The sequence below is a fragment of the Ectobacillus soli genome (assembly GCF_042610425.1).
Taxonomy (GTDB): domain Bacteria; phylum Bacillota; class Bacilli; order Bacillales; family Bacillaceae_G; genus Ectobacillus.
Map to the genome: position 1 here is coordinate 2,156,223 of NZ_JBGJZM010000001.1, position 18,690 is coordinate 2,174,912.

Genomic DNA, 18,690 nt, shown 5'->3' on the forward strand with positions numbered 1-18,690 from the left:
CATTTATTTACTATGGAGGCCAAAGTGATGGTAAGAAAATCATTTCGAATGAATATTGCAAAAAACAGAACTATCTCCATTGAAGGATCCATTGTAAATGTAGATGTAACGCATGATGAATTTTTAGATGAATTCACCAAATGGCTCGACTCAAAAGATTGGGGATTCATGGGCTACACAAACGACACCGAAGAAGACGCAGGCGAAAGATTAAAGCATATTTTAGAAAATATGGATGAATCGGAGAAGGATTAAGGTTTTTCCCGAAGGATGATGCTTGCTTGCGTCATCCTTGTTTCGTTTGGAATGTGAGTGTATTCGGATGCGGTCCGTATTCGACACTTTGCGATCCAAACTTCAGTGCACCCGCCATTATGTGATTCCAATAAAAATCAGACCCATCCTAAGATGAATCTGCCTTACCTAGTCAATCTATACTAGTACTTAAGTAAGATATAAGCCTGTTGGCGTACATCCTCCTTACATACTTCTTTGAATCCTATTTTTCTCACTGCACGGGGATCGCTTGCCCAGTAGTAATCGAACCTTTTCGTAATTTTAGTAAGCAATACAGCCAAGCCTCTTTTTTCCTGCAACAATGCCATCCCCTCCCGTTTCTCTGATTAATTTTTTAATATTCTGATAATTATAAAATATTCTATCCTATTTGTCAATTGAAAATAAAAATGACTTCAGCTGTTATCAACGAAGTCATTTTTATTTACACTATGTTATTTCACTTGGCTTACTGTAAAGAATGCTTCATACAAAGCTTGGACTGCTTTTTTCTCATCGACACTATGAACACCAAACATCATACTTACTTCTGAAGATCCTTGGTTAATCATTTCAAGATTGACACGGGCAGCAGCAAGTGCACCTGTGGCCTTCGCCATCGTACCAACTGTGCTAATCATACCCTCGCCAACGATCATAACCATCGATAAATCATGATCAATCGTAACATTATCTACTTCCAGTTCTTCATAAATACGCTGAATGATTGCTTCTTCTTTGCCTTCACCAATCTGATCTTGACGAATAATGACAGAAATATCATCAATTCCAGAAGGTGTATGTTCATACGAAACACCGAAATCTTCTAAAATTTGAAGCAAACGACGTCCAAAGCCAATTTCACGGTGCAACAAATATTTACTTACATTTATGCTACAAAAACCATCATCACTGGCAATCCCAACAACAGGTCCGTTTGACTGCTTGCGCTTTGCCAAAATATACGTACCTGGTGCTGACGGATTATTCGTATTGCGAATGTTTACCGGAATCCCTGCGCGAAAGGCTGGAATTAACGCTTCGTCGTGGAATACGGCAAAGCCTGCATACGAAAGCTCACGCATTTCTTGATACGTTAATTCTTTAATTTCACTTGGATGGTCAATAAAGTTTGGATTCACTGCATAAACAGCATCAACGTCTGTAAAGTTTTCATATACGTCTGCTTTCACACCATTTGCAAGAATGGAACCCGTAATATCAGAGCCGCCACGTGAGAACGTAACAATCTTACCGCTCTCGGAATAGCCGAAAAATCCTGGAAAAATGACAATCCCTTTGCGGTCCCGAAGCGCAAGTAAATTGTCATACGATTGCGGCAATACTTGTGCATTTCCAGGCTCATCACTCACGAGTAAGCCTGCGTCCTTCGGATTCACATACTGTGCTTCGATTCCTTGCTTTTGGAAATAAGCAGCAACAAGCTTTGCGCTACTATCTTCCCCGTTTGCCTTAATACTATCGGTGAACGATTCCGGATTGCTTCGATCACTGTTTAGAAGCCCTGCTAAGTGCATAGAAAGTTCCTCTACAATCGATTCTCCTAATTGTAAATACGTTGCAATATCACGATACCGTTCAATTACTGCTTCAAACGCTTCCTTTGCATCGCTCGTTTCCAGCATTTGCTCTGCACATTGTATTAAAAGATCTGTGACCTTTGTATCCCCTTTATACCGTTTACCTGGAGCTGATACAACGACAACCTTTCGTTCTGGGTCATCTGTCACAATACGAAATACCTTTTCAATTTGTTCACCAGAGGCTACGGAAGATCCCCCGAACTTAATTACCTTCACATTCATCCCCACCAATTACTGAATAGTCTTAATACATATAAATTTCATTATCGCTTGTCTTGTATAAAGTTGCAATCATTTTTTGTTCTATAACCCTATCGTTCCGACTCTCTACCTGCACTCGCTTGTAACAAGTCTCGTATTTCTTCCAACAGTTGTTCCTCTTTCGGTTGCTTTGGTTCTTCTACTTCAACTGGTTTTTCTCTCTTTAGCTGCTGTAATACGCGTATGAAAAGAAAAATAGAGAACGCTACAATAAAGAAGTCAACCACTGTTTGCAAGAAGCTTCCGTATTTAATAGAGGCTTTCCCAATGGTAAATTGCAAATCAGTAAAATTAATACCACCTAGAAGAAGTCCAACTATTGGCATAATCATATCATTTACAAGAGAAGTAACAATTTTCCCAAATGCTGCCCCGATAATAACCCCGACTGCTAAATCAACAACATTTCCTTTTAACGCAAACTTTTTAAAATCATTCCACATGATAATCCCTCTCTTCTATATAACCTGCTATTATTATACAAAGAAAGAAAAGTATTGCACTACTTATTATTTGGTATGAACTAAAAAAGCATGGACTTCGAAGAATAGGTGAGATAGAAACTTATCTTTGCGGGCACGATTCCTGCTAGATTACTCCATTCCTAACTCATAAATAAGGCCACTGAAACACAGTACTGTTTCAGTGGCCCCCGCTAAGCGATTGTTTATTCTATTAGGCACGGCGATCATTTGGTAGTTTCCACGATAAAACGCCGAGCAAAGGTAAAAAGCTACATAGAATCATAATAAATGTTAAACCATATATATCAGCAAGCTTTCCGAGTGCAACTGCTCCGAGCGCGCCCATTCCAAAGGCAAGGCCGACGATCAGTCCAGAAGCTACGCCAATTTTACCAGGAAGAAGTTCCTGTGCATACACGACCGTTACACTAAAGCTACTTGATAAAATAAAGCCAATTGCAAGAAACAAAGGAATAACCACGGTCAGTGGTGCGTACGGTAATACCAAGGCAAGCGGCGCTGCTCCGAGCAAAGAAGCCATAATAATATTACGCTTTCCAAACCGGTCAGCAAGCGGACCTCCGAAGAATGTTCCGAATACACCCGCAATCATAAAAGCAAAGACAAAATACTGCGCGTGTTGAATCGACAACCCATAATGCTTGATTAAATAAAACTGATAAAAATTACTAATGCCAGCTCCGTACCATGAGCGAGCGAAAACAAGGAAAACAAGGAGAAAGATTGCAACCTTTACTTCTCTACTTATCTTGTCTGTGCCATCTTCCAGTTTTTTCTTCGCCCGCTTTGCTCCTGCAAGTAATTCCTTGCGATACCAAGTAGATACATAGAACAAAATGGCGATTCCAATTGCCGCAAGAACGGTAAAGGATAATGCCCCTCTTTGACCGAACGGAACAAATATTAACACCGTAATCATTGGTGCAAGCGCATTACCCGTATTTCCACCAACTTGATAAATGCTTTGTGCAAGTCCGCGCTTATTGCCCGCTGCCATAAATGCTACCCGCGCTCCTTCTGGGTGAAACACAGCAGATCCGAGTCCAATAAACAAAACGGACAGTAACACGAAAATAAAATTTGGTGCAAATGCCAAGCCGGCGATGCCTAGTAAACTCGATAACATCCCAAGTGGCAACAAAAAGGGCGATGGCTTTTTATCCGTATACGAGCCAAACACTGGCTGCATAATAGATGAAGTCATATTCAGCGCAAACGCAATCCCACCTATTTGTACATACGAAAGATTCATCGTATTCTCTAAAATTGGAAACGCCGCTGGCACGACGGCTTGCATGGTGTCATTTAACAAATGTCCCGCACTAATTGCGAATAAAATCGGATACATCATCGTATTCGAATAAATCTGTTTTTTTACCGCTTCCACGAAAAGCCTCCTTATCTTAGCCGAAAATTCCCATACTTAAGTACCGTTCTCCTGTATCAGGAGCCATACATAATACTCTCTTGCCTGGTCCTAATTTTTTTGCGATTTCAATCGCAGCAAAGGCAGTTGCACCTGCAGAAGGACCAACTAGAATCCCTTCTTTTCTCGCTAAATCGCGCATCGTATTAAGCGCATCTTCATCTTCAATTTGCATAATTTCATCAAAAACATGTTGATTTAATATGGAAGGAATAAAGCCTGGGCTTGTGCCGACAAGCTTATGTGGACCTGGCTTACCGCCTGATAGAACCGGAGATCCTTTTGGCTCAACAACAGTAATATGTAAGTTAGGTAAATGCTCCTTCAATACTTCTCCTGTACCCGTAATCGTACCGCCCGTTCCAGCACTTGACACAAACACATCAAGATTTCCTTCCATTTGTTCTAAAATTTCAAGCGCTGTAGTAGTACGATGTGCATCTGGATTCGCAGGATTTTCGAATTGCTGCGGAATATAGCTGTTTGGAATTTGTGCATTTAATTCCTTTGCCTTGGCAATCGCACCCGGCATCCGCTCTGCTGCAGGCGTAAGCACAACCTCAGCCCCATATGCCTTTAAAATTTGAATTCGTTCCTTCGAACTATTATCTGGCATAATCAAAATTGCTTTATACCCTTTTGCAGCCGCATTCATCGCAAGACCGATTCCTGTATTCCCGCTCGTTGGTTCAATGATCGTACCTCCTGGCAAAAGCAATCCGTTCTTTTCAGCCGTCACGATTAAATTATAAGCCGCACGGTCCTTTACACTACCAGAGGGATTAAACATTTCAAGTTTAATAAAAACATCAGCTGCGCCCTCTGGCGTAATCCGATTTAACTTCACTACAGGCGTATTCCCAATCAATTCTGTAATATCTTCATATATATGCATGACTCTCATCCTTTTTATTTGAAATAAGAAACTTACTATTTTTACGTTATCATTGTAAGGAATATCCGTCAATCCATTCGTTTCCGATTGGGATTGAAGTTGGCGGAATAGATTGAAGATAGAAAAGAAGCGGGGGGCATGATGAAATCTATCCCTTATGCGAATAGTCGATAAATTGGGATTTTCGCTGATGCATGCTTCATTGGTTACCTTAACCGGAAAAATACTACCCTCACTCACCATCATAATCCTATGCAGGGAAAACTTTTCAATCATTTCATACCCGTACGTTTCGCCTTCCGCAATAATCGCAAGTAAACAACCCTCTAAAACACCTTTTAACATTTGTGTGGATGACATGTTGTAGACCTTTCTTCACTATCTTGTATTACAAGGGAATTAAGGTATATCAAACAGTATCTTGCAAAACAATGTACTGTTTGGATATTTATTCTATTCTTATCCCACTTTTAGAACTTATAATAGAATCAAGAATATTTACAGGAGGAACTCATTGTGGCAGATTACATCTCATATCTACGAAATTTTGTTGGGCATAGCAAGGTGATTATGGTAGTCGCTGGGGTATTTATTTTGGACGAGCAAAACCGAGTTTTGTTGCAACAACGTTCAGACAACGGACTTTGGGGGCATCCGGGCGGCTATATGGAGCTTGGGGAAACGATTGAAGAAACCGCAAAACGAGAAATTTGGGAAGAAACAGGACTTACGCTTGGCAAACTCGATTTACTTGGCGTCTACTCCGGTCCAAATTTTGAACGTACCCTACAAAATGGGGATCAAGTGTCCCTTGTCAAATTTATGTTCACAACGCGCGAATTTTCCGGTAACCTCCACGAAAATAATAACGAAACACTCCAGCTTCGCTTCTATCCTCTAGATGAATTACCTGAAGTTTGGCATTTGCAGCTACCTGCATTTGAAGATTTGAAAAAGCAAGGCGGACCGTATATTCGGTAGTCGTGAAAGGAAGAAGGATTCCCCTCTTCCTTTCCCTTTGCGCTATAAAACGATGCCACCTTTCTTTCAATATCATTACAAATCTATATCGATTTAAAAACCCCGGCATGGTAACATACAATATACATAACTATTGAAAAATACGATACTTTTTTTCTGTAAAAGCTAACTAGAAATAGTGTTCCTCTAAATTTCTAACCTAGAACTTCTAATCTGTTTACAAATCATAGTAGTATGTTTCAGCTTACTACTAGTAAGCTTCAAAAAAGTATAATATGTAACTATACGTATCTAACATATCAGAATGGTTTCCGAAATGAATTTATATATACATCTAAGAGGTGAACATTTATGAACAAACAAATTGTGTCGGACTGTCGATTATTCTTTACAGCATTTTTACATGCACCCATTGGGATGGCTTTAGTAGGCCTAGATGGAAAATGGCTGAAGACAAACCCAGCTCTCTATAAAATGATCGGCTATAGTGAAGAAGAATTACTTGATATAACCTTTCAAGATGTTACGCATGAAGACGATCTAAAATTAGATAACTTCTATGTTAAACAACTGCTAGCAGGAAAAATGGATACCTACCAATTAATAAAACGGTATTATCATAAAAATGGTAAAATTATTTGGGCTCTTTTAAACGTTGCAATTGTAAAAGATAGCAAAGATGTACCGCTTTACTTCATTTCACAAATTGTCGATATCTCCGAAATGGTACGCATGGAAAAGCGATCAAATGATACATTTACACTGCTTGCTGAATATTCCAATGACATTGTATCAAAACATTCACAAACAGGCGAATTTTTGTATATCTCTCCTAGTAGCAAAAAACTGCTTGGCTATGAAACGGAAGATATACTCGAGAAATCTCTTCTTGATTTTGTTCATCCATCTGATTCTTTGTATGTGGAGGATGTGCTTCGCAGAATTATGTCTACTTCAAAAGTGCATACAGTTCGCTACCGTATAAAATGCGAGGATTATTCATACAAATGGATGGAATCGGCGTTTCGAACGATTCAAAATAAACAAGGAGACGGCATAGAAGTATTTGCTGTCACAAAAGATATTTCAGAAATTATAAATATCACGACTCAATTGCAACAAGCAAACGAAATTTCCTTCCATGACGAATTAACAGGAATTGGAAATAGAAGAGCGTTTTCAACAAGCATAGACCAACTATGTAATGAAAGTAGATTAACAAATCAGACACTAGGGGTCATACTTTGCGACATCGATCAGTTTAAACGTTACAACGATACTTACGGACATGTAAAAGGAGATACCTGTCTGAAACAAGTGGCTCACGCGCTTCAAGAAGTAAGCGAACATATTGGCGTAACAGTTACTCGGTACGGCGGAGAAGAATTTGTTATCCTTCTACCTAATACAAACAAAATACAAGCGTTGGAAGCAGGCGAGAGAATCCGTCAAAAAATAGAACAATTGCAAATCCCCCACAAAGCATCCACCGTTTCGCCCTTTGTTACGATTAGCGTAGGAATCGCTCTTACGTCCTGTCAAACTGAATCCCCAAATCAGCTCGTCGACCGAGCAGACAAAGCACTCTACGTAGCGAAACAACGGAGTCGAAATACCGTCGTACTGAGTGCATCTCCCAGTACAGAATATGTTTGACAAAGATTTGACGAAAAACAATAGATTTTTCATCTGAAATTTGAAAATAAAAATAGTAGGGGATTGTGAGGAAACATGTATGGGCTCGCACAGCATCGTTGCAACAAATGAAAGATGGAAAGGAATTGTATTTGTCATTTTAGCAGCAAGTCTTTGGGGAATTTCAGGTACTGCTGCCCAGTTTTTATTTCAAAAACAAGGATTTAATACGGAATGGCTTGTTGGGACTCGTCTCTTGCTATCGGGTATATTGTTACTTGCCTTCGATTATTCGAAACAAAAGCAACATTTTTTTGATATTTGGAAAGACAAAAAGGACCGAAACAGTCTCGTTATCTTTGGCATTTTCGGTATGCTTGGCGTACAGTATACATATTTTGCATCTATTACAGCTGGCAACGCAGCGACTGCTACTTTGCTTCAGTACATGAGTCCTGTCATTATTACACTCTACCTATCCGTTCGAACAAAGTGTCTGCCAACTTTTCAAGAAAGCTTGGCTGTGCTGCTTGCACTAGTCGGTACCTTCTTTCTTGTAACAAAGGGTGGTGGACTGCAATTATCCATAAGCACGTGGGCAATTTTTTGGGGGATATTATCAGCCCTTACTGCTGCCTTTTATACCCTACATCCATATCGTTTAATCGTAAAATGGGGCTCTATTCCGATTGTTGGCTGGGGGATGTTGATTGGCGGAGTTGGCCTTAGCCTCCTTCACTCTCCTTTTCAATTCAGTGGGCAATGGTCGACCGGAGCCGTGTTTGCCTTTCTCTTTATTGTTTTGTTCGGCACCCTTCTTGCATTTTACATGTATTTGGAGAGTTTAAAGTATATACGTGCCTCGGAGGCGAGCGTACTTGGTAGTGCGGAGCCACTATCTGCGGCCTTCGTATCCATCGTTTGGCTGAATCTATCCTTTGGCATCACAGAATGGATTGGAATGATTTGTATCATTAGTACCATTCTTATTTTATCTGTAGGAAAGAAATAATAAAGAGGGGACCCACGCGCGCGCAGAAGGTCCCCTTTCACTACCCAGAATCTACCTCTGTAATCCACACCATTTCTAAACGACGCATCATTAGCAGTCTTTTCATCGCATCTCTCTCCCTTCTTTTTAATCAATACCTATTTTATAAATTTAAAAATATGTGCCGATTTTTTAGTTCATTCATTTTCTGTTTTACTTGTTCATCGTGTTTGCATTCTTCAATCGTACGTTTTCGCTTTTCAATAATCACCGTAAAAATGAGCAGTTGTAATCGCATCGTTTTTCCTCCCTCCTTCATTCATAACTGAAAATGGCACAAAAAAGCCGCAGGATCATTCTAGCTCCTACGGCTTACATGAAAAAGCCACAAGAAACAAATCGTCCCTACGGCGTAATTTTACAAGGATTTGTGCAATTTCAGCACTCCCGCCAATTGGTCGACTGATATCGGATTGTAAATGTTATGAAATACATCATGGATGTTTTCATGCTAATCGACCTCCTTTTGGAATATTTTTCTTACATATCCTATTATAGTATATGAAAAAGTGGTTTGCAAACTGTTTTTTTCACTAAAAATTCCCATTTTTCAAAAAAGCTGCTTCCATTTCTATCCCTTACTTGTAACATTGGAAATCCTATTATTTCTGCTACCCACTCCATTTGAAATCGGTAAAGTGACTGTGGCGGTCGTTCCTTTCCCCAGCTTGCTGTCAAAAGCAATACTTCCTTTATGAAACTCAATAATCCGATAACTTACCGTAAGACCGAGTCCCGTTCCTTTCTCTTTATATGATAAGAATGGCTCACCTAAATGCTTTAAATGCTCTTGGGAAATCCCACTTCCATTGTCGCGAACCGTAACGACGATATGGGTATCATCCTGACGGTTTATCTCCACCTTTACATGAGATGCATTTGCTTCAAATGAATTCTTAATTAGGTTAATAAAAAGCTGCTTCAACTGATTTCCTTCACAATCAATAAGTGGAAGATTCTTTTCTTCCTCTTTCGTCATTTCTACACCATGAAAATTCGCCTGTGTTTCAAGCAGCGACATGACATCCTTTACAATACTACGAATATCTTCTTTCTCAAATGTTATTTTTTGCGGTTTTGCTAACACGAGAAGTTCACTAACAATATTATTAATACGATCTAACTCATTTAACATAATTTCATAATAATGCGGATCCGTCGTATCTTTTCTACGAAGCAGTTGTACAAATCCACGCAAGGCAGTAAGTGGATTGCGGATTTCATGAGCAACTCCTGCTGCAAGCTCACCAACGGTAGACAGCATTTCCGCTTTGCGTAGTTGTTCCTCGGTCTTTTTCCATTCTGTTACGTTTTGACCATAGCCGATGACACCTACCAGTTGATTCTCTACAATCATCGGAACTGTCGTACAATTTAATATCCGCTTGGACCCATCTTTATGTAAGAGCTGTACCTCGTGATTTGTCGTTCCTTCTTCATTTTTTAGCACATGCTTAAATACTTCAATCGCCTGATTGCGATATTCTTCATCGATGATGCGCAATATGGATTTCCCGATAAATTCCTCTGTTTTAAAGCCGGTAACTACTTCAAAATGGGGACTTAAATCCGTAATAACCCCATGTAAATCGACCATATACACTACATCTGGATTGTATTTAAAAAGAGATTTATAGCGTTGCTCACTTTGTGTGAGCTTCTTGTCAGCATTTTTTTGTTCCGTAATATCGCGGCCAATTACAATTAATGCTTTTCGTGCTCCGTTACTATGAAACAAGGGAGCTTTAATAACATCTAGTATTTTTGTTTTCCCATTAGGCTGGGGAATAATTTCCTCACATCGCATATTCTTACGTGCCAGCCACGTTTTTTCATCAGAAATTTCACAGTAGGAAAAAATATCTTTAAAAAAAGGGTTATGCGCTCCTAGTTCTGCATCCGTCATACCGCGGTAATCTATATTTTCAAGCTGAAACAAATGTACGCCAAAGTCATTGGTCTCGATCCATCTGCCATTCTCATCTTTAAACGTAACAAAATCAACCATGGAATGAATAAGATGACTTAATCGTTGTTCTTCCTGATGGAGCCCTTCTAGTTGCTTTTGTTTTGATAGTAAATAGTATATAAAGCCCCCTGAAATAATAATATATATCAAATCGGTAATTCTACTAAACAGCAACAGATTTTGGATTCGATTCGCAGAGGCATCCTCTAGCACGCTTACAAACAAAAACCATACAATTGTAAAAACAGCATAATAGACAACTAGTTTTTTGTTTCCCACATTGCGCTCCCCTTTACCTCTATTATTCATCATTGTAACGGAATTGTCACAATTCGACAACATGATCTGAATTACCACATTCTATGGCAGAGGAGAGCAAAATATGCCACGATTATAGAATAGAGTGGCTACTATTCCAAATACGACTCACTTTTCCTACCAGAATATACTCCATAGCATCATCTCCGCTATAAGTAGAATAATCGTTCCTCCAATTAATAGAGCCGTTTTACGAAGTAGCTCGTTTTCCCGAAATGGAATGCCGCAAATATAAGCGCCAAGCGTAATTCGGGATGGACTTGCAATCGTAGCAACGGAAGAGCTCGTATTTTGCCCCATCGTAATATATTCCCATGGCAATCCAATATGGCGTGCCGTTTGCATTTGTAACTTCATAAACATCGCATTCGAACCTGCATTACTTCCTGTTAAAAACCCACCAACCGCTCCGATGATAGGGGCAACTATAAGAAACATCCTCCCAAATGTATCACCCGCTACTTGAGCAAGCAGAGAATGCATACCAGATGCACCCATTAATTCGGATACAGAAATAAACATCGTTGTTGTAATAAAAAAGGTAATCCATTGCTTACTCGTTTGCAGTAATGATTCTTTCACAATACGAAGCGGAATCCTAAGTAAAAAAATGGTGAATATACAAGTGATAAAAAGCCAAAATCCTGGCGAATACAAAAGTTGCAGTTTATAAGAAAAGGCCGGCAGATCAACAACTGCATTGCTTACAAATATGTGCTGAAGTGCTGGAACGATCCGAGAAAGAAGAATACATACTGTTAAAAATAAGTACGGACTCATAATTTTAACAATAGATTCCCGTTCGCCTACAACGGATGCTGCTTGCTGGCCATAGGCTTTCTCATTCACATTTGATTTTGCTAGCCAAAGTCCATAGCTAGTTGTTATCATAGGGCCTAATATACCAGCTAGCTCGACACTGACATATTTACTAAATAAATAAATCGAGGATGAAAACAACAGAAAGAAGATAACGCTTTCTTTCCACTTTTGCACAACTGCAGACCAACCTCCTACGATGAAGAGTGCGGCAATGATGAAATAGGCAAAAACAGGGGTACTTAGTAGCGCTGTGCCCGCTCCCATTTTCGCTAACGGCATATTTAGAATTTGCGTTCCGATAATCGTTCCCGTGGCAAGCGCTCCCCAAGAACTTGCTAATAACCCGATAAATGAGAGCATAGCAGACTGTAATGGAGGATAACCGAGCGCCAGAAAAATCGGTGCTGCAATCATAAATCCGATTCCAAAGCCGCTTGCAGACTCGATAAGTGGACAAAGTCCGAAGCAAAGGAGAAGAGTTTGTAGCAATCGATCTCCTGTCGCATACGAAATAAAGGTAGCAATACTGCTAATACTCCCCATTTTATTCATGAGGTGAAATAATAAAATTCCAAAAAATAAAACGTAACCGACGATAAAACAAATAAGTGCTCCTTTCATTGTTGCATGCGTAATTTGTCCAACTTGTAAATGAAACGCAGGATACGAGAGTACGATACATAATGAAACGAAGTATGCAAGCAAGGAAGCTCGTAAACTCGTTTGTTTCATAACAAAAAGAAAGAAAAAGATGCTTATAATCGGCATAATTGCTAGCAAAGTTTCCACATAACCACCATCCCATGTAAAAAATAACAATTGATTTGTAAATCTATTATATAACAGTTTACCATAATATCAAATAGTATTATTACAGATTTGCAATTGCAAAAAAATAGCCCTACTTTTTCCTTTATATTTGGTAAAGGAAAGAATAGGACTTAAATAGCTCCAACAAACGAAACAAACTCGTTTGACGGAAGTGGGGGACTAAAGTAATAGCCTTGCACATGTGTACAATTTAACGAGTTGAGAAAGGCTAATTGCTCTACGGTCTCAACCCCTTCAGCAATGAGCTTTACATTACACTGCTCTGCCAAAAATGTGATAGCCGAAATAATCCATTTATTCCGGTAGCTAAATGCAAGTTCTGTAACAAATTGCGGTGCAATTTTGATCGTATGTACTTGATATTGTTGCAAGTATTGCAAATTTGAATAACCTGTTCCAAAGTCATCAATGCTAACGCGCACACCCAAGTGATGTAGCTTCTTAAGTTTTTCTATCGCTTTCGCATCTTGTTCCATACTAATGGATTCTGTTAATTCAAGCTCCAAGTCTTTAGGGTTTAGCCCCGTCTGTTTAAGCGCATCCTCAACAATTTCTATAAAATCATCTTGAACAAATTGTACAAGAGAGACGTTTACCCCTAACCTACCAATACTATACCCTTCCTCTTTCCACTGGGCACATTGGCGGCACGCCTCAAACAGCACCCATTTTCCTAATGGGATAATAAGACCCGTCTCTTCTGCAGTAGGAATAAATGTAGCAGGAGATATTATTCCCTTTTCAGGATGATTCCACCGAACTAAAGCTTCCATACCGCTCAGCTTTTGCGTACGTGTATTAATTTGCGGCTGATAATAGAGCACGAATTCTTGGTTGGTTACAGCACGCTGTAATTCTAGTGTAAGCTTGATTTGATCCGTTATTTCTTTCTTCATAGAAGGTTCGTACACGCTGATCGTCCGGCCCATTTTCTCTGCATATAGAAGGGCAAGCTCTGCACGCTGTAAGCTCTTCTCACGTTCTTCAAACGTTGATATTGCATATCCGACGCTGCAAGAAAGATAAAATAGTTGCCCTCCTATCGAAAATGGTTGTTTCAGATTGCTTTGTATCATTTCCAACGTTGGAGAAACATCTTGTACACTGCTACTTGTCACTAACAAGGCAAACCGATCTCCTGAAAGTCTTGAAAGGTAACCGATTTCACCAATTTGTTTCTTTAATCGTTCTCCTACGCTATAAAGCATCTCATCGCCTATTGCAAAGCCTAGATGTATATTCACATATTGAATTCTCTTCACATGAATGATAAGTAATGCAACCTTATTATTTTCAGTAAAGTATAGATTCGTAATCTCTTTCTCAAGCCCATAACGATTTGGCAATTTCGTGATTGTATCTAATGTGCTACGCTTTAATAATAAGGAGGAATTCTTTTTTACTAAAAGCCCAATACTAATGAGTAACGCTAGGAGAAATAGCCAAAGAATAGACTGAACCCATATCATATCCAGCTGCATTACAGTAAGAAAAGAGAGAAAAAATTGAACCAGAATAACGCCCCCCATTCCTTTCTATATAACAAATAAATTTACAATATCTTTAATCCTATTGTACTAAAAAATAAGAAAACTAGGTTGCTTATTTTATATATATACTATACAAACCTATCTAAAAAGAATAACTGTCGAACAATTTCCACATTTTGATGAATGAAACATACACAAATTACTGCTCCCTCAGCAAAAAAGGCAGAAGCAACTACGTACTTGCCCCTGCCTTTTTATCTATTTCATTTTACATCACGTGCTTAGTTGCGTGAATAAGTACTTCAATTTCCTCGTATTTTCCTTGTTCTAGCAGCTCAATAATCCGGCTTCCGACAACAACCCCATCGGTTACATCATCCATTAATTTGATTTGATCCGGTGATGAAATCCCAAATCCAGCAAGGACAGGAAGAGAACTAAGTTCCTTCACTTGCTTTAAATATGTAAATAAACTTTCTTGAAATTCTCTTCGCGCCCCTGTTACCCCTGTAACGGTTACGGCATAAATAAATCCTTGCCCTTCTTTCACAATCTTTGTAATTCTTTCAAGTGGGCTCGTTAATGTTACAAGTGGGATAAGGGCAAGCTTCCCACGCATCGCTTCCGTTAAAATTCCTTTTTCCTCATATGGAAGATCAGGTACAATCAGTCCGTCCACACCGGCTTCTTGGCATTTCGCCATAAAGCGTTCAATACCATATGCAAAAATCGGATTCATATAGGTCATAAGTACGAAGGGCAATGTTACATTTGGTCGTACTTCTTGCAATGCTTGGAAAATTCCATCCAGCGTTGTTCCTCCGTCTAATGCTCGTTTCCCCGCACGTTGAATCGTTGGACCGTCTGCAACCGGATCAGAAAAGGGAATACCAATCTCAACGAGTGTAGCTCCCGCTTTATCTAGAAATGTAATATTCTCTTGTAGCTTAGTAAGCCCGCCGTCTCCTGCCATAATATATGGCACGAATGCTTTATCGCCGCGTTCTTTTATATTTAAAAATGCTCGTTCTATATTTTGTTCTCCCATGATTATTCCCCTCCTAAGTATGCTTTTACGCTTTCAACATCTTTATCACCGCGGCCTGAAAGACAAATAACAAGTCCTTCATCCTTTTTCATCGTCGGTGCGAGCTTCATTGCATAAGCAATCGCATGCGAGCTTTCAAGTGCTGGAATAATTCCTTCCTTTTGAGAGAGAAATACGAGCGCATCAATTGCTTCCTTGTCTGTAACCGAATAGTATTCCACACGCTTGATATCCTTAAGAAGACTATGCTCTGGTCCTACGCCAGGATAATCTAAACCAGCTGAGATCGAATACGGCTCCTGCACTTGTCCATCCTGATCATGAAGTAAGTACATCATACTGCCATGCAAAATCCCAACGGACCCTTTCGTAATGGTAGCCGCATGTTGTTCTGTATCCACCCCTAGTCCTGCTGCCTCTACTCCATATAGCTTCACGTCTTCGTCTTGGATGAACGGATAGAACATGCCCATTGCATTACTTCCGCCACCTACGCATGCAACAATAGCATCTGGTAATTTTCCTTCCACCGCCGCATATTGTTCCTTCGTTTCGTTACCGATGACACTTTGAAAATCGCGTACAATTTGCGGAAATGGATGTGGCCCAAGTACTGATCCCATAATATAATGCGTATCTTGCACATGCGTAACCCAGTAGCGAAGCGCTTCGTTTACAGCATCTTTAAGCGTTCCGTTCCCTGAAGACACACTCTCTACCTTCGCACCAAGTAGTTCCATACGAAATACATTCAGACGTTGGCGGCGAATATCTTCCTCACCCATGAAAATGACACACTCAAGGCCGAGTAAGGCACAAACAGTTGCCGTAGCAACGCCGTGCTGACCTGCACCTGTTTCTGCTACAATTTTCTTTTTCCCCATTCGTACTGCAAGCAAGGCTTGTCCGATTGTATTATTAATTTTGTGTGCTCCTGTATGATTTAGGTCTTCCCGCTTTAAATAAATCTTTGCTCCGCCAAGAAGCTTCGTCATGTTTTCTGCGAAATAAAGGGGGGTTTTTCGTCCAACATATTGTTCTAAATAATAGTTCACTTTTTTAAGGAATTCTTCATCTTGCATCGCTTCCTTATAAGCTGCCTCCAGTTCCAATACTGACTGCATAAGCGTTTCGGGAACATAACGTCCGCCGTACTGACCGTAATGGCCTAATTCATCGGGATAATTATAAGTAATCATATTAGCACTCCTTCACTTTTTGAATAAATTGTCGTATCTTTTCTATGTCCTTTATTCCATTGGTTTCTAAGCTGCTGCTTGCATCGACCATGAAAGGCTTTGCAATCTTTATGGCATCTTGTACGTTATCCGTGTTAAGTCCTCCTGCAAGAATTAAGCGTTTACGCTGCTCGTTTGTGAGCATGCGCAGAATATCCCATGAAAAGGACGTTCCATTTCCGCCGTGGTATACCCCTTTTGGACTGTCCAGCAAAATGTAGGAGGCTTTACTTGTGAGTGCTTGTTCTACTTCCTGCTCGTTACTAACTCCGAATGCTTGAATGAAAGGAGTATGAAGCTTCTCTAAGTATGCCTTGTCTTCATCACCATGCAATTGAACGAAGTCTAGGTTACAAAATGAAGCAATTTCTTCTACGGATTCTACCGGTTCATTGACGAAAACCCCTACTTTCAGTACGTCACTTGGTAGCTTCTTGATAATGTTCTTTGCCTCTTCAGGTGTTATTTTCCGTTTACTCGGTGCAAACACGAAACCAAGGGCATCCGCACCATACTCACAAGCTGCTTTTGCTGTTTCTACGTCTTTTATGCCACATATCTTTACGTTCATACACCTAACACTCCGAACATATCTTCAAGGGAACCGGCCTTCATTAGTGCTTCTCCTACTAAAATGCCATTTGCGCCTGCTTCTTTTACGCGAAGTACATCGGCACGGGAATGGATGCCGCTTTCACTAATGAGTAGAATGCCTGCTTCCTTCACCTTAGCTCCTAGCTTTTCCGTTGCTTGCAAATCGACTTCAAACGTTTTTAAATTTCGATTGTTGACGCCAATAATTTCAGGATGGATTGCTAGCGCTGCGAGCAACTCTTCCTCGTTATGCACTTCCACAATGGCCTCTAGTCCTAATCCTTTCGAATAATCATACAATTCTTGCAGACGTTTTGGAGATAGCGCAGCTACAATGAGAAGGATTACATCCGCACCAGCCGCATTTGCACGTTGTAGTTGGATTTCATCAATCATAAAATCCTTACATAATAGCGGTATATCTACTACTTTCCGTACATTCGTTAAATCTTGGAACGATCCTTTAAAAAACATCGAATCTGTTAAAACTGAAATCGTACCTGCACCGAGTTGTTCATACGTTTTCGCTTGCTTTTCTACATCGACATGAACATTTAAATCTCCCTTAGACGGAGAAGCACGTTTAATTTCTGAAATGATAGTAAGACTCTTACTCTTCAGTTTTTCTACTAAAGAAGCATGTGCTCTTACAGTTTCATCCGAAAACCCATTACGACGAAGTTCTTCTACTTCAATTCGTTTTTGGGCAACAATGGTATCTAGAATCGTCGTCATTTATTTCACTTCCTCTGCCATTTTGTTACTTTCTACCGCTAGTTGCTGTAGCTTTGCTAACGCCTTACCGGAATCAATACTTTCTTTCGCAAGTTCGACCCCTTCTTGTATGCTATCTGCTTTGCCATTAGCAAACAGAGCAAGCGCTGCGTTTAATACGACTGTATCCCGATGGACACCTTGTTTTCCTTCTAGCACCTCTTTTGTAATGACTGCATTTTCTTCTGGTAATCCGCCGCGTATTTGGCTGTTATCTGCAAGTTGTAGGCCAAGTTCTTCCGGATTGACTACCATTTCTTCAATGATACCATCATGAAGAAACGTAATATAATTTTCTCCTTGCAAAGATGCTTCATCGAGAAAGCCATTTCCATTTACAACTACGGCGCGCTTTATACCGATTTTTCGAAGAACCTCTGCGATTGGAACGAGCATGTCTCGTTTGTAAATACCGACAAGCTGCGTTTCTAGCGCCACTGGATTCGTAAGCGGTCCGATAAAATTGAAAATTGTTGGAATGTTGAGCTCTTTACGTACCTTCATAATTCCCTTTAGTTTCGGGTGAACAGCTGGTGCAAATAAAAATGATATACCAACCGATTCAAGAAGCTGCTTTACTTGGCTTGGCGGACAAGTAATGTTTACACCTAACTTTTCTAACACATCTGCACTCCCCGTTTTACTGGATACAGCGCGGTTGCCATGCTTTGCGACCTTTACTCCTGCTCCTGCCAGAACAAATGCAGCAGTTGTACTTATATTAAATGTTTGCGCCCCGTCTCCGCCTGTTCCGCAATTATCCATTGCACCGCTTATCGTGTTCGAAAACGGAAGCGCCTTTTCCCGTAGTGCCTTTACAAGGCCATAAATTTCATCTGCTGTTTCCCCTTTTGACTTTAAGCCGACAAGAAAAGCAGCAATTTCCGTATCCTTCGCCTCTCCTTCTAGCATAGCTATACCTGCTTCATACGTTTCCTGTTCACTTAATTCCTTTTGTTCAATCAATTTACGTAAATATAAATTCATGATTT

At 40.0% G+C, this 18,690-nt stretch carries 18 protein-coding genes; 4 read left to right on the forward strand and 14 right to left on the reverse strand.

The window, feature by feature from the left end; genetic code table 11:
• The first annotated feature begins 27 nt into the window (after nucleotides 1-27).
• Nucleotides 28-255 carry a hypothetical protein gene (locus tag ACAN53_RS10940; protein ID WP_379969859.1) on the forward strand — a complete coding sequence of 76 codons (228 nt, stop codon included), beginning with the start codon at nucleotides 28-30 and terminating at the stop codon, nucleotides 253-255.
• Nucleotides 256-437: 182 nt separating this feature from the next.
• Here the strand turns inward: ACAN53_RS10940 and ACAN53_RS10945 are convergent, their stop codons facing one another.
• The 5 genes from ACAN53_RS10945 to cysK form a co-directional block, all read right to left on the reverse strand.
• Nucleotides 438-599, reverse strand: coding sequence for a hypothetical protein (locus tag ACAN53_RS10945; protein ID WP_379969861.1), 162 nt, complete (start codon nucleotides 597-599; stop codon nucleotides 438-440).
• 132 nt (nucleotides 600-731) lie between these two features.
• A complete protein-coding gene (locus tag ACAN53_RS10950; protein WP_379969863.1) occupies nucleotides 732-2,096 on the reverse strand; it encodes an aspartate kinase in 1,365 nt (454 codons plus the stop codon).
• Nucleotides 2,097-2,191: 95 nt separating this feature from the next.
• Nucleotides 2,192-2,584, reverse strand: coding sequence for a large conductance mechanosensitive channel protein MscL (mscL, locus tag ACAN53_RS10955; RefSeq protein WP_379969865.1), 393 nt, complete (start codon nucleotides 2,582-2,584; stop codon nucleotides 2,192-2,194).
• Nucleotides 2,585-2,816: 232 nt separating this feature from the next.
• The gene (locus tag ACAN53_RS10960) at nucleotides 2,817-3,977 is read right to left on the reverse strand and encodes an MFS transporter (RefSeq protein ID WP_379970310.1); all 1,161 of its coding nucleotides are present in this window, start codon (nucleotides 3,975-3,977) and stop codon (nucleotides 2,817-2,819) included.
• A 52-nt stretch (nucleotides 3,978-4,029) separates the two neighbouring features.
• A complete protein-coding gene (gene cysK, locus ACAN53_RS10965; protein WP_379970311.1) occupies nucleotides 4,030-4,947 on the reverse strand; it encodes a cysteine synthase A in 918 nt (305 codons plus the stop codon).
• Nucleotides 4,948-5,517: 570 nt separating this feature from the next.
• Here cysK and ACAN53_RS10970 point away from each other — a divergent pair.
• From ACAN53_RS10970 to ACAN53_RS10980, 3 genes are all read left to right on the forward strand, one after another.
• Nucleotides 5,518-5,928, forward strand: a complete 411-nt coding sequence (locus tag ACAN53_RS10970; RefSeq protein WP_379970312.1) for an NUDIX hydrolase — start codon at nucleotides 5,518-5,520, stop codon at nucleotides 5,926-5,928.
• Between the two features lie 351 nt (nucleotides 5,929-6,279).
• Nucleotides 6,280-7,584: a sensor domain-containing diguanylate cyclase gene (locus tag ACAN53_RS10975; RefSeq protein WP_379969867.1), complete on the forward strand. Its 1,305-nt coding sequence runs from the start codon at nucleotides 6,280-6,282 to the stop codon at nucleotides 7,582-7,584.
• A gap of 79 nt (nucleotides 7,585-7,663) precedes the next feature.
• Nucleotides 7,664-8,575: a DMT family transporter gene (locus tag ACAN53_RS10980; protein WP_379969869.1), complete on the forward strand. Its 912-nt coding sequence runs from the start codon at nucleotides 7,664-7,666 to the stop codon at nucleotides 8,573-8,575.
• A gap of 142 nt (nucleotides 8,576-8,717) precedes the next feature.
• Here ACAN53_RS10980 and ACAN53_RS10985 read toward each other — a convergent pair whose 3' ends face one another.
• The 9 genes from ACAN53_RS10985 to trpD form a co-directional block, all read right to left on the reverse strand.
• Nucleotides 8,718-8,852 (reverse strand): YrzI family small protein, encoded by a 135-nt coding sequence (locus ACAN53_RS10985; RefSeq protein WP_379969871.1) that lies wholly within the window; start codon nucleotides 8,850-8,852, stop codon nucleotides 8,718-8,720.
• A 333-nt stretch (nucleotides 8,853-9,185) separates the two neighbouring features.
• Complete coding sequence (locus tag ACAN53_RS10990) at nucleotides 9,186-10,862, reverse strand: PAS domain S-box protein (protein ID WP_379969873.1); 1,677 nt, start codon at nucleotides 10,860-10,862, stop codon at nucleotides 9,186-9,188.
• A gap of 156 nt (nucleotides 10,863-11,018) precedes the next feature.
• Nucleotides 11,019-12,512 (reverse strand): L-lactate permease, encoded by a 1,494-nt coding sequence (locus tag ACAN53_RS10995; RefSeq protein WP_379969875.1) that lies wholly within the window; start codon nucleotides 12,510-12,512, stop codon nucleotides 11,019-11,021.
• A 152-nt stretch (nucleotides 12,513-12,664) separates the two neighbouring features.
• Entirely contained in the window at nucleotides 12,665-14,083 is a 1,419-nt protein-coding gene (locus ACAN53_RS11000; RefSeq protein WP_379969877.1) for a putative bifunctional diguanylate cyclase/phosphodiesterase, read from the reverse strand.
• 229 nt (nucleotides 14,084-14,312) lie between these two features.
• Nucleotides 14,313-15,092, reverse strand: a complete 780-nt coding sequence (gene trpA, locus ACAN53_RS11005; protein ID WP_379969879.1) for a tryptophan synthase subunit alpha — start codon at nucleotides 15,090-15,092, stop codon at nucleotides 14,313-14,315.
• Between the two features lie 2 nt (nucleotides 15,093-15,094).
• Nucleotides 15,095-16,288, reverse strand: coding sequence for a tryptophan synthase subunit beta (gene trpB, locus ACAN53_RS11010; RefSeq protein WP_379970314.1), 1,194 nt, complete (start codon nucleotides 16,286-16,288; stop codon nucleotides 15,095-15,097).
• Between the two features lie 4 nt (nucleotides 16,289-16,292).
• Nucleotides 16,293-16,901 (reverse strand): phosphoribosylanthranilate isomerase, encoded by a 609-nt coding sequence (locus tag ACAN53_RS11015; protein ID WP_379969881.1) that lies wholly within the window; start codon nucleotides 16,899-16,901, stop codon nucleotides 16,293-16,295.
• Entirely contained in the window at nucleotides 16,898-17,659 is a 762-nt protein-coding gene (trpC, locus tag ACAN53_RS11020) for an indole-3-glycerol phosphate synthase TrpC (protein WP_379969883.1), read from the reverse strand. Before trpC ends, ACAN53_RS11015 begins: the two co-directional genes overlap by 4 nt.
• A complete protein-coding gene (gene trpD, locus ACAN53_RS11025; RefSeq protein ID WP_379969885.1) occupies nucleotides 17,660-18,685 on the reverse strand; it encodes an anthranilate phosphoribosyltransferase in 1,026 nt (341 codons plus the stop codon).
• Nucleotides 18,686-18,690 lie beyond the last annotated feature (5 nt).

Excerpts from the sequence above, each read along its gene's own strand:
- trpC (WP_379969883.1), bottom strand. The coding sequence starts at position 17,659 with ATGACGACGATTCTAGATACCATTGTTGCCCAAAAACGAATTGAAGTA.
- ACAN53_RS10940 (WP_379969859.1), top strand. The coding sequence starts at position 28 with ATGGTAAGAAAATCATTTCGAATGAATATTGCAAAAAACAGAACTATC.
- ACAN53_RS10985 (WP_379969871.1), bottom strand. The coding sequence starts at position 8,852 with ATGCGATTACAACTGCTCATTTTTACGGTGATTATTGAAAAGCGAAAA.
- cysK (WP_379970311.1), bottom strand. The coding sequence starts at position 4,947 with ATGCATATATATGAAGATATTACAGAATTGATTGGGAATACGCCTGTA.
- ACAN53_RS10960 (WP_379970310.1), bottom strand. The coding sequence starts at position 3,977 with ATGATGTATCCGATTTTATTCGCAATTAGTGCGGGACATTTGTTAAAT.
- ACAN53_RS11000 (WP_379969877.1), bottom strand. The coding sequence starts at position 14,083 with ATGGGGGGCGTTATTCTGGTTCAATTTTTTCTCTCTTTTCTTACTGTA.
- ACAN53_RS10980 (WP_379969869.1), top strand. The coding sequence starts at position 7,664 with ATGGGCTCGCACAGCATCGTTGCAACAAATGAAAGATGGAAAGGAATT.
- mscL (WP_379969865.1), bottom strand. The coding sequence starts at position 2,584 with ATGTGGAATGATTTTAAAAAGTTTGCGTTAAAAGGAAATGTTGTTGAT.
- trpA (WP_379969879.1), bottom strand. The coding sequence starts at position 15,092 with ATGGGAGAACAAAATATAGAACGAGCATTTTTAAATATAAAAGAACGC.
- ACAN53_RS10970 (WP_379970312.1), top strand. The coding sequence starts at position 5,518 with ATGGTAGTCGCTGGGGTATTTATTTTGGACGAGCAAAACCGAGTTTTG.
- trpD (WP_379969885.1), bottom strand. The coding sequence starts at position 18,685 with ATGAATTTATATTTACGTAAATTGATTGAACAAAAGGAATTAAGTGAA.
- ACAN53_RS11015 (WP_379969881.1), bottom strand. The coding sequence starts at position 16,901 with ATGAACGTAAAGATATGTGGCATAAAAGACGTAGAAACAGCAAAAGCA.
- ACAN53_RS10975 (WP_379969867.1), top strand. The coding sequence starts at position 6,280 with ATGAACAAACAAATTGTGTCGGACTGTCGATTATTCTTTACAGCATTT.